Consider the following 14,156-nt stretch of genomic DNA (forward strand, 5'->3'; position numbering starts at 1 on the left):
TTTGCTATTTTGCAGGCGAGGGCGTATTGTTTAGCTGTCAGGCAGCAATTCTTTTGGTTCTTCTATGAAAAGATTACCACCATTTTCTATCAAGAAATCCTTATTCCGAAATCCCCACAATACACTTGCACACGGCAATCCGCTGTTCCGTGCAGTCATTATATCCACGTCGCTATCACCAATATAGACAGCTCCCTCCTTGGAAACACCCAGTTGTCTAAGTGCCTCTATTACTGTATCAGGTGCAGGTTTCTTGTTGATATCCTCACGTTCGCCGATAGCCACCTCAATAGTATCGGGGAAAAAATGGCGTGCCAAATCCTGTGTCGCAGCATAGAACTTGTTGCTCACGATTGCTATGTTCTTTCCCCTGTTCTTCAGTTCTGCCAATACTTCAGGAATGCCGTCATACGGTTTTGTTGTATCAAGATTATGTTCCAGATAATGCTGACGGAAAGCAGCATAGGTCCGCTCGAAAAGCGGGTTCTCCAGACCGTCCGGAACAGCTCTTTCCATCAGTTTCTTCACTCCATTTCCCACAAACTGCCTTACCTCATCAATGGTTCTTTCGGGCATTCCCGATGATTTTAGTGCATAGTTCGTGCTCGCTGCAAGGTCGTTCAGCGTGTCGAGCAGCGTGCCGTCAAGGTCAAATATATAAGTTTCAAACTCCTTCATCGTTATAATTTTCGTGCAAAATTACCTATTATAAATCAGACAAAAGCCAACAAGTGTATTAAAAATAGAAAAAATAGAGAGCATTTACGAATGAACGAAGAAAGTTCTTTGATTAAATGTGTATCTTTGCACACTGTTTTATAGAAAAAAATTCCAATGGCAAAATCAAAGCGTAAAGCAAAAAAAGGCAAGGCACTGAAAATAGCAGCCGGTGCAGCAGTTCTGCTCGCAGCAGTAGCCTACTATTTCCTTTTCACGGCAATGTCAAAAACAGGTGAAAAACATTATATATTTATCGACGACAACGATAATATAGACTCCGTTTACACCAAGCTCGAAAAAGTTTCAACCTCCCACAGTTTATGGGCATTCAGGCAAATGGAACGCTTAACCTCTTACGCAGACAAGATTCGCACCGGCCGCTATCAGATAGGAAACGAAGGTGCGTTGCAAACTTTCAGACATTTGCGAAACGGCTATCAGGCACCGGTAAATATCACCATTAAATCCGTAAGAACAATAAACGACCTTGCCAAGGAAATTGACAACAAACTGATGTTCTCAAAAGCCGACCTACTCAATGCCCTTACCTCAAAGGAAACTTGCAAGAAGTACGGATTCACGCCTGAAACCATCATCTCAATGTTCATTCCCAATACCTATGAATTCTATTGGAACACCTCCATAGACAAGTTTATGGATAAGATGGCAGAAGAATACAAGAAGTTTTGGACTTTCGAGCGTGTTCAGAAAGCAAAGAGTGCAGGTTTCCAACAGTCGGAAGTAGTTACGCTCGCAAGCATCGTAGACGAGGAAACAGACAGCGAGGGCGAAATGCCGATGATTGCCGGTATGTATATCAACCGACTGCATCAGGACATGCTGCTGCAAGCCGACCCGACCGTAAAGTTCGCCACCAAGAACTTTGAAGCGCATCGCATCTACCACAAATGGCTATCCTACGACAGTCCCTACAACACCTACAAATACAAGGGCTTGCCTCCGGGGCCAATCCGTATCCCCTGCATAGCAGCAATCGATGCCGTGCTCGATTATGTTCATCACGATTATGTATATATGTGTGCAAAAGAAGATTTCAGCGGCACCCACAACTTTGCAAAAACATACGAGGAACATTTGAAGAATGCCGAAAAATATGCGAAGGCGTTGAACGAAAGAGGTATCCAATAAATCCTATTACGCATATTCAGCTATTCAAATAATTGTTCGATTTTTCCAGAACTGAACAAGGCTGTATTGCATTCCTCACTTGCTGAATTAAATTTACAAAAGTGCGTCTAAAATCCCTACGAGAATTTTAGACGCACTTTCATTTTAGAAATTCCCTGTTTTTCAGATTATCGATAAACAACTAACAGCCAGACACTTTTCATTTTTTACAAAAAACGAAACAAGAAATACTCTCCCATTCTTCGCATAAACAGAAGAAAAAAAGCCATTAATCAGCTAAAATAATTGACTAAATCCGAAATTCAGCCTTCAATACTGCGGAAAGTGAAATGCAACCTTCGCAAGAATGCAATCTGTTCTTCGCACATTTGGATTCCATTTTTCGCACTTTTGACTTCTTAAAAACCGAAAAACAAGGCTTAAAACTCTCTTTCAATGAACTTAGAAGTACGATTCTTAGTAATGAGATATTACAGAAATCAGGCAAATACACCTCATCATCACAAATTCATTGTTTGAAATTTCGACAAAAAAGATATATAAAAGACTAACTGTCAATACCTATTTAAGCTATATTTATTACTTATTATAATGTCTGTACCAATTACTCTGCCATTGTTTACCCATCGTATAGGTTCATAAACCAGTTTTTTCTGCATATAGGATTAATCAGGCACCAATACAAACTTGCAGCAATTATTTTTGTACACCTTGTTTAAAATTATTACCTTTGTGGAATACAAGAACATAAACAGACCAAAACAAAAACCCATTAAAGCAAACTATGATAGACATAAGACTAAAAGTTTTTCAGAATGTGGCACGCAACTTGAGCTTTTCGCAGGCTTCAAGAATACTGTATATCAGCCAACCTGCCGTGAGCAAGCATATAGCTGAACTGGAAAAAGAGTTCAGCACACGATTGTTCGACCGTCTCGGCAACAAAATTCAGCTCACAAGAGCCGGCGAACTGCTGCTCGACCACACCGAACGCATTATAAAAGCCTACGAACTGATGCAGTTCGAGATGAATGCGTTGCAACAGAACATCACAGGGCAGTTGCGAATAGGAGCCAGTACCACCATTTCGCAATACATTCTTCCGGAAATTCTGGCATCGTTTCTATCAGCCTACCCCAATCTGCACGTGAATATGATTTCAGGCAACTCGCACGAGATTGAAGAACAACTGAAGGCAGGACGCATAGACATAGGTTTGGTGGAAGGAGTCAGCAGACAGCCCGAATTGAGATATACCCGATTTATGAAAGACGAACTGGTCGCCATCGTCTCAAGCAGGAATCCACTGGCTGAAAAGGACGAGATTTCCATCAATGAACTTCGCACATTACCTTGGTTATGCGTGAGTATGGTTCGGGAACACTCGATGTGATAGAACAGCATCTTAACGAAAAAAACATCAGATTGTCCGACCTCAACATCATCTTGAATTTTGGAACAACCGAAGGTATCAAGCATTTTGTTTCTCGCTCTAACGTTATGGGTATCATATCTATACGCGCAGTAAGTAAAGAAATACTTGATGGAGAATTCAAGGTAATTGATATCAGGGATTTACCCATCAACAGATACTTGAACATAGTGGAGAAACAAGGTAAAAGCACCGGTCTTCAATCAATGTTCAGCGAACATATAACGAAAAATTATAGATTATAGCAAATCTGTATAACCATAAACAGTTATTTCTTCTTACCTTTGCAGTACTTATCGTCAGAGAGAAACGCTTTGATGCAAACCGACAACTGGAAACAAAAAGAAGAAATAACAACTATGAAACTATCCAACGAGAAGAGCAGTATGCTCCAAGGCATTCTGCTGATGGCACTATTTGCCTTTACGGCATTCTACATCGGCGAAATGAATATAATGAAAACCATTTCATTCTCGCCAATGATTATCGGCATTATCTTAGGTATGATTTATGCTAATACGCTCCGGAGCACGCTGCCGGAGACGTGGACGCCGGGCATTGTATTCACTTCAAAGCGCATTTTGCGACTGGGCATCATTCTTTACGGCTTCAAACTTACCTTTCAGGACGTTATGGCAGTCGGGCTGCCGGCTATTATCATTGATGCAATCGTAGTAATCGTAACGATATTCTTCGGCGTTTTCATCGGAAAGCTCCTGAAAATGGACCGGAGCATAGCTCTTCTTACCTCGTGCGGAGCGGCTATCTGTGGCGCGGCAGCCGTAATGGGCGTTGATGGTGCCATCCGCTCGAAACCTTACAAAACGGCAGTTGCCGTGGCAACGGTGGTTATCTTCGGCACATTGTCAATGTTTCTCTACCCTGTTCTTTACCGTGCGGGAATCTTTGATTTGCCTGCCGACCAGATGGGAATCTTTACCGGCTCAACCGTTCACGAGGTAGCCCACGTTGTTGGTGCAGGCAATGCAATGGGATCAGCCATCAGCGACAATGCAATTATCGTAAAGATGATTCGTGTGATGATGCTTGTTCCCGTACTGCTGATAATCGCCTTTTTCGTGGCAAAGGATGCTGTGTCGGCAGATGAGAGTGGACAGAAACGCAAGATTCAGATACCTTGGTTCGCTATTCTGTTCCTTCTCGTCATTTGTTTCAACAGCCTGAATATATTGCCTATTCCGGCAGTTGAATTTATTAAAACACTTGACACCTTCCTCCTGACAATGGCAATGACGGCATTGGGCGCAGAAACAAGTTTTGAGAAATTCAAGAAAGCCGGCTTCAAGCCCTTCCTGTTGGCAGCCATCATCTATTGCTGGCTGATAGGAGGAGGATATTGTCTCGCACGGTTCGTAGTCCCACTGATTTAATCCGAAAAAGAAAACCTAACAATATGGCAATAGCAACTTAATTCTTTACTGCCAATAGCGGTAAATAATGTTTTGTAATTAAACTAATCTCGAACGAGGTATACGTGTGAATGATTCAAGCGTGTACCTCGTTCAAGATATATTTGCATATTGGCAAGAGATTGGCAGAAGCAGCTTAATAATTGCTCCAAATATCTGCAAATAAATTTTAAGAACCTCCGAAAAACATTTCTTTTTCCGTATCTTTGTAGGTATATATCAATTATGAAATAATGAACAATACGGATTTAACTATCTGGCAGCAGATAAAGAAATATTTTGATATGTCGCGCGATCAGGAACGCGAATCAGCTATCATCCAAAGCATTACGTCGAATATTTCCTTTACGGGTGCCAATCTCTGGATTCTAATTTTTGCCATTTTTCTGGCCTCATTGGGATTGAACGTGAACTCTACGGCCGTAATTATCGGTGCGATGCTCATATCGCCACTGATGGGTCCGATATTGGGAATCGGACTGGCAATCGGTATCAACGACCTCCCATTGCTGAAACGGTCGGGCAAGAATCTGTTTATTGCAACGGCAATCAGTATCACTACTGCCACTATCTACTTTGTACTGTCACCCTATCAGGGAGTACAGTCTGAATTATTGGCGCGTACATCGCCCAACATATATGATGTTCTGATTGCGCTCTTCGGTGGTGCTGCGGGAATTACGGCACATTGCGCAAAGGACAAAGGCAACGTTCTGCCGGGTGTTGCCATTGCAACAGCCCTGATGCCACCACTGTGTACAGCCGGATACGGTATTGCAAACGGCAATCTGGCGTTCTTTGCAGGTGCATTCTTTCTTTATTTCATTAATACGGTATTTATCACTGTTGCAACATTCATCGGTGTCCGGCTGATGAAATTCAGACACAAGGAATTTACTGACCCACAACGGCGTAAGGTTGTGCTGAGAACGATTGCCGCTATCGTGATTCTAACAATGATTCCTGCGGGAATTATGACTGTTAAGATTACCCGTGAAAGTCTTTTCAACAGACAACTGGGAATTTACAGCCACGATAATCTGACGTGGAAAGGAACACAAATCGTATCACAGAACATAGTAAATGACACTACGCTCCGAATTGTAGCAGTAGGAAATATGATAACTGACGAACAGATAGCCAAAGCACAACAGGAAATGAGCAAGTTCAGCAGACTGAAAGGTATTCATTTGGAAGTCATACAAGGTATGGGTACAGATAGTCTGTTGGCACTCAGAACAGAAATGGGTAATCAAATTTCCACATCGAATAATAATGTGGAAATCATTCAACAGCAAACAGTTGAGTTGGCACAGTTGCAGAAGAACTTAAATAAATACGTAAAGTACGAACAGGCAGGTTCGCTGCTGAAGCCAGAGATGCAAACGCTCTATCCCGAAGTACGTTCATTAACGCTCACGGCAGCAACTGAAGTGCCGACAGACACGTTGCAACCACGCAAATACGTGTTGGCGGTTGTCAAGGTTGTGAACAGTTTCAGACAAACAGATGCCGAACGTAAACGGATGACGGAATGGCTGAAAGCGCGCGTGAGTGCAGACAGTCTGGTCTTGATAACAAGAAGAGAATAACCTCTTCGCCATCAACCGTTCAATTAAACAAATTATATGATAAAGAATTATCAACAGAAACTAAACCAAAGGGTAATTATACCCACTCAACAGTTTATGAAACAGGAAAAGTCGGGAGGAATGGTTCTGGCTATTTCTGTTGTCATAGCATTGATATTGGCAAATTCGCCTATTCGAGAGCAGTATTTTAAATTTTTCGAGCAGCATTTCGGTTTCGTATATAACTATGAACCATTCTTCAACTTCAGTCTTGGGCACTGGATTAACGATGGATTGATGTCGATGTTCTTCTTTGTTGTCGGCCTGGAACTGAAACGTGAGTTTATTGGTGGGGAACTTCGGGATATAAGAAAGGTAACGCTGCCTGTTGGTGCGGCAATTTTCGGAATGATAGTACCGTCGCTCATTTACCTTGCATTCAATGCTGGAACACCATCGGCGCACGGATGGGGGATACCAATGGCTACGGATATAGCTTTTGCATTGGCGATACTATATCTGTTGGGCGATAAAGTGCCATTAACGGCAAAAGTATTCCTCACAACTCTCGCAATCGTAGACGATCTTGGGTCAGTGCTCATCATCGCTTTGTTCTACACTTCCAACATATCTTTCACAAGCATTGCCATCGGTGTGGCTTTCTTGCTGCTGATGTTCATCGGCAACAAGATGGGCGTAAAGAATGTTTGGTTCTACGGTATCATCGGTATTGTTGGAGTTTGGACGGCCTTTCTTATGTCAGGAGTACACGCAACTATCTCGGCCGTACTTGCAGCTTTTATGATTCCGGCTGATTCAAGAATCAACGAGGGGGTATTCGTGGCTCGTGCAAAGCGACAACTCAAATTGTTTGAGGAAGCTGATATGAACGACGTGATAACATTGGAAACAGAACAGCTTGAAATTCTCTCGAAAGTGAAGGACGAAACGAGGAACGCTATCCCCCCACTCCAACGCCTCGAACACAGTCTGCATCCCTTTGTATCTTTCATTGTTATGCCTGTCTTCGCATTGGCAAACGCAGGCGTGGCTTTTGTAGATATGGACTTGGCACAAATCTTCTCCAACTACGTGGCAATTGGAGTTATGCTTGGTTTGCTGATAGGAAAACCATTGGGCATAATGCTTTCTGTCTGGCTGTTGCTGAAGCTGAAATTGGGGCATCTTTCGCGTTCAATGACGTGGCGAAGACTTTTAGGAATAGGTTTTCTGGCAGGCATAGGATTTACAATGTCTATGTTCGTAACTGCATTGGCTTTCAATGATTCTGTCAATATAGTTCAGGCAAAGGTAGGAATCTTTGCAGCCTCGTTCCTTAGTGGTGTAATTGGCTATCTATTGCTGAAATCAGATAGAAGAAAACTATAATCTTCATAGATTGATTCCATTCAGCAAATGGCTGAAAGAGCTTTTATAGAGTCTAAATCAGAATAAAACAAAACAGGAACATATCACTAAAGATATGTTCCTGTTTCGTAAATACAGTATAAAAAGATTATACCAAGTATTGGTTGGAAATACTTTCGTTGTTTACAACACGGCGAATGGTTTCTGCAAACATATCGGCTACCGATATTTGCTTCACTTTAGAACAACGGTCTGTATAAGGAATTGAATCTGTGAAAACCATTTCAACGAGTGATGACGCCTCTACGCGTTCCGTTGCCGGGCCACTCATCACACAGTGAGACGCACAGGCACGAACGCTCTTTGCACCGGCTTCCTTCATAATGTCGGCAGCCTTGGTAATTGTACCGGCCGTATCCACCATATCATCGACGATAACAACATTCTTGCCCTTTACATCACCGATGATCTGCATACTTGCAACCTCGTTTGCGCGAGCACGGGTCTTATTGCACAATACCAATGGCACACCAAGATACTTTGCATACGTGTTGGCACGCTTGGAACCACCAACATCAGGACTTGCAATTGCCAAATCTTCCAGTTTCAGACTTTGGAGGTAAGGAAGGATAACACCACTTGCATAGAGGTGATCCACGGGTACATCGAAGAAACCTTGAATCTGATCTGCGTGAAGATCCATAGTCATCAAACGGTCAATGCCTGCAACGCTGAGAATATCTGCTACCAATTTAGCACCGATACTTACACGTGGCTTGTCCTTACGATCCTGACGTGCCCAACCGAAGTAAGGAATTACGGCCGTAATGCTTTTAGCTGAGGCACGCTTTGCCGCATCAATCATCAGGAGAAGCTCCATAAGATTGTCGGTAGATGGGAATGTACTCTGAACAAGGAACAGGTCTTTGCCTCGAATACTTTCTTCATAATAAACAGCAAATTCACCGTCAGAGAAGCGGGTCATCGTAAGATTGCCCAACTGTACTCCTAAACTTGCACAGATTTTCTCTGCGAGGTATCTCGTCTTGGTTCCGGAGAATACCATAAAAGAGTTTTCTTCACTCATTTTTCTTATTGTAATATGTTGTGAAATAACTAATATTTCTACTCTACTGCTCTGCGCAGTTTATTGAAGTAGGCTATAATAGCCTTGAAATCATTGTCCTGATGTATATCGAAATGATTCCAGAAATCTCCACAGAAGACGGCACCACCAAAGCCTAACTCCTTGATTCGTGAAACATCTTCAAGCGTTATGCCTCCCATTGCATAGACATTCTTATTGATTAAGCCCTGCCGTTTCAATTCTCTTAACTCAAAATCAGAGATGTTTCGCTTTTCTTCAGGATATTCAATGCAATCGTTTATATTCTTGAGAAAAACATAGTTAGATTTCTTCCGAGCCTCCTTCAGTCTCAAACTATCGCTGCAATCACGACTTATTTTTCCTCTGTAACCACTTGGAATATCGGCATCAACGGAACTAAGATGAATCCCCGCAAGCGAAAATTCGTTTTTAAGATAAAAATGTTGATGGACTGTGATATATTTATGGTATTGAGATGGAATAAGTTTCAAGAGTCTTTCCAGATAAAGGGGAGAATTATCCGTCTTCGAGATATGGAGATTTTCCAGTCCTTCCTCGAAGAGAGTAGTCAGTATTTTGTCTTCTTCCACGAAAAATGTGGATTTAGTCATAATGACTAATTTCATAGTCCCTTTAATTTTGTGGTTGCAAAGGTAGAGATTATTTCTGAATTTCACAAAAAAAATTACTACATTTGCAGAATGAAAGTAAACCCATCTACATTCAAAGAGTTGCATCAGCCAGTCTATGTTTTGGAAGAAAGAAGACTGCGCAGGAATCTTGAATTGATTTCCAACGTTGCAAAGCAGGCTGACATCGAGATAATTCTGGCTTTCAAGGCTTATGCCCTGTGGAAGACATTCCCAATTTTCCGTGAGTATATCAATGCAACCACGGCTTCATCATTGTACGAAGCAAAGTTGGGCTACAAAGAATTTGGTGCACCCACGCATACATTCTCTCCAGCATATACAGATTACGAAATAGATGAAATAGCAAAATGCTCTTCGCATTTGGTTTTTAATTCTTTATCCCAGCTTAATCGGTTCGGAAAGAGAGCTAAGGATATTAATGAAAAACTTAGTATTGGTTTGCGCGTAAACCCTGAATATTCCGAAATTGACACCTTATTATATAATCCTTGTGCACCGGGAACCAGATTTGGTGTTTCCAATGACAAACTGCCCAACGAGCTTTCTCAAGAGATTGAAGGCTTCCACATACATTGCCATTGCGAGAATGGGAGCGATGTTTTCGAGCGAACGCTAACACATATCGAAGAAAAATTCTCCAAATGGTTCTCTCAAATCAAATGGATAAACTTTGGCGGAGGTCATCTGATGACAAGGGACGGCTATGATATTGACAAACTTATTCAGGTTCTTAAGGCTTTCAAAGCCAAATACCCTTGGTTAAAGGTTATTATGGAACCCGGGAGTGCATTCGGTTGGCAAACAGGTCCGCTCGTTTCTCAAGTTGTTGATGTAGTGGAAGACAAAGGTATCAAGACAGCTATCCTCAATGTCAGCTTCACTTGTCATATGCCAGATTGCTTGGAAATGCCTTATCAGCCGGCAGTAAGGAACGCTTCCATTGTAGATGACGGAAAACAAGGAGACATATCTGTTTATAGGCTTGGTGGCAACAGTTGTCTGAGTGGCGACTGGATGGGCTATTGGGAGTTCGACCACGAACTGCAAGTTGGCGAAAACATTATCTTTGAAGATATGCTTCACTATACTACGGTAAAAACCAATATGTTCAACGGCATTACGCATCCGAGCCTTGCTATTTTAAAGACGGATGAAACACTCGAGATTCTGCGTGAATTTACGTATGAAGATTATCGTTCGCGAATGGACTAATGGCATATTATTTGTAGTTTGATTTGCAAAAACAGATATAATATGGCATTTGTAGATTATTATAAAATATTAGGTGTCGATAAGAATATACCACAAAAGGATGTACGTGCAGCTTACAGAAAGCGTGCAAAGCAATTCCATCCCGACCTTCATCCCGATGATCCAAAAGCTAAAGCTAAGTTTCAGGCACTTTCCGAGGCATTTGAGGTAATTGGAGACCCTGACAAGCGTGCTAAATACGACAAGTATGGAGAGCAGTGGCGCAGTGCCGATGCCTTTAACGGCTTTGGTGGAGGTGGATTCGGAGGCAATGCAGGTGGTGGCAGAAATCCATTTGAAGGCTTCGACTTCAGCAGTTTCGGAGGAATGGGAGGAGGTGGAGGCTTCAGCAGCTTCTTCCAAGACTTGTTTGGCGGTGGAGGTTCACAGCGAACTACATATCGAAGGGAAAGACCTAAACCACAAACACAGGATATTCAAGTTGATGTAGATTTCTACACGGCAATATTGGGTGGTGAAGTTATCGTTCAATTACCAGACGGAAAGAAGGTAAAATTGAAGATGAAGCCCTACACTCAGAACGGCACGAAAGTAAGATTGAAGAGTAAAGGGCCTAATCTCGGAAATGGAACTCACGGTGATTTGATTATTTCTTACAATGTGAAACTTCCTACAAGCCTTTCCGAACATCAGAAAGAATTGTTAAAGCAAATGAGAGATTCATTTGTATAGAAAATCATTCTATAATACACGAATAAATTTGATAGAGAAATGCTATTCAAGGTAAGATGTAATCAATGTGGGCATCAGTTTTCCGTTGAAACAAAATCATTTGGCAAGGTAAAATGCAAATGTCCATATTGCAGTTCAAATCTTCTTTGTCAATTAGACGAAAACACACCTTTCAGAACAAAGGCCCGTTCCGTCATACCAGTAGGAGAAACAAAAGAAAAAAAGATCTCGGACAGTGTATTACCAGTCGTATCAACAAAACTTTTGAAAGATGCACCTTCAGCCAAACAGCTTTCTGACAATCCGTTGGAAGATGAGGATACATACAAAAAGAACTTGAGCTCAAGCAAGACTCTTACAGAACAGAATGTAGACTCCAAATTGAATGATGAAGAGGAAAACAATGATAAAATATCCAACATAAAGAAGACCATTTCCCGATTAGATAGATTTCAGAAAGACGATCCAAACGGCAATTTGTGGCTATTCTTTGGATTCAGTTTCCTCTTTATGCTATTGGTAATAGCAGGATTTATGCTTTTAGCAGAAGCATCCGTCGCAATTTCAAATGGCACATCGTGGATATTCAAGGAATACATTCAGCTCAAGAACAGTTTATAAAGCAATCTTTACTTGAGATTAGGATTGGCTATTATTAAGAGCAGAACAGTTTCTAAAGTTACATTCCCCTTGCAGATAACACCTGCATACCAATACAAAAACTAAGGTAACACATCATTTCCTTCGCTCTTCAACGGATGGAAATCAATGGAAAAGGAAATCCCTCACCAACAAAGTTGGGAGGGATTAAATATTACAATATTATTTTTTGAATTAAATTCTTGTTCTAGTAAGCGAATAATGGATAATCCTTCATTGTTGCATTAACCTTTTCGCGAACTGCTGCGATAACCTTCTCGTCTTCAGGAGATGTGAGAACTGTATCAATCAATTCAGCAACGAGCAGCATCAGGTCTTCCTTAGCACCACGAGTTGTCATAGCTGCTGTACCGAGACGGATACCACTGGTCTGGAATGCAGAACGACTATCGAAAGGAACCATATTCTTGTTTACAGTGATGTCTGCTGCTACGAGAGCATTTTCAGCCACCTTACCTGTCAGTTCAGGGAATTTTCCACGAAGATCGAGCAACATAGAGTGGTTGTCTGTACCACCACTTACGATGTCGAAACCACGATCAACCAATGCCTGAGCAAGGGTTGCAGCATTCTTCTTCACCTGTGTTGCATATTCTTTCCAACTTGGCTCAAGGTTTTCGCCGAAAGCAACAGCCTTAGCTGCGATAACGTGCTCCAACGGACCGCCCTGATTGCCCGGGAATACAGCAGAATTGAGGATGGCAGACATCTTCTTGAGTTCGCCATTCTTCAATGTGATACCCCAAGGATTGTCGAAATCCTTGCCCATAAGGATAACACCACCACGAGGACCACGAAGTGTCTTGTGAGTTGTAGTTGTTACGATGTGAGCATATTTTACAGGATTGTCGAGCAAACCAGCAGCAATCAAACCTGCCGGATGAGCCATATCCACCATAAAGATAGCACCAACTTCGTCGGCGAGCTTACGCATACGGGCATAATCCCATTCGCGGCTGTAAGCAGAACCACCTGCAATAATGAGCTTTGGCTTATGCTCGCGGGCAAGTTTCTCCATATTGTCGTAGTCCACACGGCCAGTCTCCTTGTTCAATGTATAGCCGACTGGCTTGTAAAGAATACCAGATGTGTTTACAGGGCTTCCGTGAGAAAGATGGCCACCGTGATCGAGGTCCATACCCATAAATGTATCGCCTGGTTTCAGCACGGCGAGGAACACAGCCTGATTAGCCTGCGCACCAGAGTGCGGCTGAACGTTAGCGTATTCTGCGCCGAATACTTTCTTCACGCGCTCGATAGCCAGCGTTTCAACTACGTCCACCACCTGGCAACCACCATAGTATCTCTTACCGGGGTAGCCTTCGGCGTACTTGTTTGTGAGGTATGAGCCCATAGCCTGCATTACCTCGTCACTCACGAAATTCTCAGATGCAATAAGCTCCATGCCTTTCAGCTGTCGCTTATGCTCTTGTTCGATAAGATCGAAAATTTCAAGATCTCTTCTCATGTTGTTTAAAGTATTAAGTGTCTTTGGCGTAAACCTTTTCATGGTATCTTTTCAGCCGAAAGACATCGGTTATTATAGTGGATGCAAATATAAACAAATTAAATATAATCGACAAATATTTTCATCGAAAAGTGTGTCGGTTTTGAATCTTCGGAATCTTCAAATCCCCTATTTTGATAAGCTTCTCCCCTATTCGCAGATTTCCACCTTATCTATATGCTGCTCCTTGTCGCAGTAATGACACTTGAGGATTCCCTGCGATTTATCCACCACATTAAATATGGTGCGCATTGGCTCATTATTGGTAATGCACTTGGGATTGTTGCACTTCACGATGCCACACAATTCATCGGGCGTTACCACCTTTTTCTTTTCCACAACCTCATAATCCTTGATTATATTGAGCACTACATTGGGGGCTACTACTGACAGACGGGAGATTTCATCGTCGGTAAAAAACTTGTCGCTCACTTTGATTATTCCCTTTTCGCCAACCTTTGTCGACGAAAAATTGTAGCCTATGGTTACAGGATTCTCCAACTTCTGCAGCTCAAGCAAATTCACCACATCGAAAGTCTTGCCTGCGGGTATGTGGTCTATAACGGTGCCGTTTTCAATCGCGGCCACTAAGCGTTCTTTTTTTGACATAGAAA

Annotated in this window: 12 protein-coding genes and 1 pseudogene; 8 read left to right on the forward strand and 5 right to left on the reverse strand. The window is 42.2% G+C overall.

What is annotated here, in order from left to right; all coding sequences use genetic code 11:
* Positions 1-30 precede the first annotated feature (30 nt).
* Positions 31-678, reverse strand: a complete 648-nt coding sequence (locus P150_RS0113285) for an HAD family hydrolase (protein WP_028898116.1) — start codon at positions 676-678, stop codon at positions 31-33.
* A 156-nt stretch (positions 679-834) separates the two neighbouring features.
* Here P150_RS0113285 and mltG point away from each other — a divergent pair, with 156 nt between their 5' ends.
* From mltG to nhaA, 5 genes and pseudogenes are all read left to right on the forward strand, one after another.
* Positions 835-1,869, forward strand: coding sequence for an endolytic transglycosylase MltG (mltG, locus tag P150_RS0113290; protein WP_028898117.1), 1,035 nt, complete (start codon positions 835-837; stop codon positions 1,867-1,869).
* A 784-nt stretch (positions 1,870-2,653) separates the two neighbouring features.
* A pseudogene (locus P150_RS16565) lies at positions 2,654-3,546 on the forward strand (LysR substrate-binding domain-containing protein).
* A gap of 114 nt (positions 3,547-3,660) precedes the next feature.
* Positions 3,661-4,692 (forward strand): YeiH family protein, encoded by a 1,032-nt coding sequence (locus P150_RS0113300; RefSeq protein ID WP_028898118.1) that lies wholly within the window; start codon positions 3,661-3,663, stop codon positions 4,690-4,692.
* A gap of 272 nt (positions 4,693-4,964) precedes the next feature.
* On the forward strand, positions 4,965-6,323 hold the full coding sequence (locus P150_RS0113305; RefSeq protein ID WP_028898119.1) for a DUF389 domain-containing protein: 1,359 nt from the start codon (positions 4,965-4,967) through the stop codon (positions 6,321-6,323).
* Between the two features lie 36 nt (positions 6,324-6,359).
* Complete coding sequence (nhaA, locus tag P150_RS0113310) at positions 6,360-7,691, forward strand: Na+/H+ antiporter NhaA (RefSeq protein ID WP_028898120.1); 1,332 nt, start codon at positions 6,360-6,362, stop codon at positions 7,689-7,691.
* A 127-nt stretch (positions 7,692-7,818) separates the two neighbouring features.
* Here nhaA and P150_RS0113315 read toward each other — a convergent pair whose 3' ends face one another.
* Complete coding sequence (locus tag P150_RS0113315) at positions 7,819-8,757, reverse strand: ribose-phosphate pyrophosphokinase (protein ID WP_028898121.1); 939 nt, start codon at positions 8,755-8,757, stop codon at positions 7,819-7,821.
* A 38-nt stretch (positions 8,758-8,795) separates the two neighbouring features.
* Entirely contained in the window at positions 8,796-9,404 is a 609-nt protein-coding gene (locus tag P150_RS0113320) for a thiamine-phosphate pyrophosphorylase (RefSeq protein WP_028898122.1), read from the reverse strand.
* Positions 9,405-9,479: 75 nt separating this feature from the next.
* Between P150_RS0113320 and nspC the strand changes: the two genes are divergently transcribed.
* The 3 genes from nspC (at position 9,480) to P150_RS17710 (ending at position 11,996) form a co-directional block, all read left to right on the forward strand.
* A complete protein-coding gene (gene nspC / locus P150_RS0113325) occupies positions 9,480-10,643 on the forward strand; it encodes a carboxynorspermidine decarboxylase (RefSeq protein ID WP_028898123.1) in 1,164 nt (387 codons plus the stop codon).
* Between the two features lie 42 nt (positions 10,644-10,685).
* The gene (locus P150_RS0113330) at positions 10,686-11,375 is read left to right on the forward strand and encodes a DnaJ domain-containing protein (protein WP_028898124.1); all 690 of its coding nucleotides are present in this window, start codon (positions 10,686-10,688) and stop codon (positions 11,373-11,375) included.
* Positions 11,376-11,639: 264 nt separating this feature from the next.
* Complete coding sequence (locus P150_RS17710; protein ID WP_155953015.1) at positions 11,640-11,996, forward strand: hypothetical protein; 357 nt, start codon at positions 11,640-11,642, stop codon at positions 11,994-11,996.
* A gap of 226 nt (positions 11,997-12,222) precedes the next feature.
* On the opposite strand, the gene glyA is transcribed toward P150_RS17710, so the two are convergent.
* Positions 12,223-13,503, reverse strand: coding sequence for a serine hydroxymethyltransferase (gene glyA, locus P150_RS0113340; protein WP_028898126.1), 1,281 nt, complete (start codon positions 13,501-13,503; stop codon positions 12,223-12,225).
* A 189-nt stretch (positions 13,504-13,692) separates the two neighbouring features.
* A complete protein-coding gene (gene pyrI / locus P150_RS0113345; RefSeq protein ID WP_028898127.1) occupies positions 13,693-14,151 on the reverse strand; it encodes an aspartate carbamoyltransferase regulatory subunit in 459 nt (152 codons plus the stop codon).
* Between the last annotated feature and the right edge of the window lie 5 nt (positions 14,152-14,156).

This window comes from Prevotella sp. HUN102, assembly GCF_000688375.1.
In the GTDB taxonomy this organism is placed as follows: domain Bacteria; phylum Bacteroidota; class Bacteroidia; order Bacteroidales; family Bacteroidaceae; genus Prevotella.

Coding starts and splice junctions, on each gene's coding strand:
- P150_RS0113320 (WP_028898122.1), bottom strand. CDS start 9,404: ATGAAATTAGTCATTATGACTAAATCCACATTTTTCGTGGAAGAAGAC.
- P150_RS0113285 (WP_028898116.1), bottom strand. CDS start 678: ATGAAGGAGTTTGAAACTTATATATTTGACCTTGACGGCACGCTGCTC.
- P150_RS0113300 (WP_028898118.1), top strand. CDS start 3,661: ATGAAACTATCCAACGAGAAGAGCAGTATGCTCCAAGGCATTCTGCTG.
- P150_RS0113315 (WP_028898121.1), bottom strand. CDS start 8,757: ATGAGTGAAGAAAACTCTTTTATGGTATTCTCCGGAACCAAGACGAGA.
- P150_RS0113305 (WP_028898119.1), top strand. CDS start 4,965: ATGAACAATACGGATTTAACTATCTGGCAGCAGATAAAGAAATATTTT.
- mltG (WP_028898117.1), top strand. CDS start 835: ATGGCAAAATCAAAGCGTAAAGCAAAAAAAGGCAAGGCACTGAAAATA.
- glyA (WP_028898126.1), bottom strand. CDS start 13,503: ATGAGAAGAGATCTTGAAATTTTCGATCTTATCGAACAAGAGCATAAG.
- pyrI (WP_028898127.1), bottom strand. CDS start 14,151: ATGTCAAAAAAAGAACGCTTAGTGGCCGCGATTGAAAACGGCACCGTT.
- P150_RS0113330 (WP_028898124.1), top strand. CDS start 10,686: ATGGCATTTGTAGATTATTATAAAATATTAGGTGTCGATAAGAATATA.
- nhaA (WP_028898120.1), top strand. CDS start 6,360: ATGATAAAGAATTATCAACAGAAACTAAACCAAAGGGTAATTATACCC.
- nspC (WP_028898123.1), top strand. CDS start 9,480: ATGAAAGTAAACCCATCTACATTCAAAGAGTTGCATCAGCCAGTCTAT.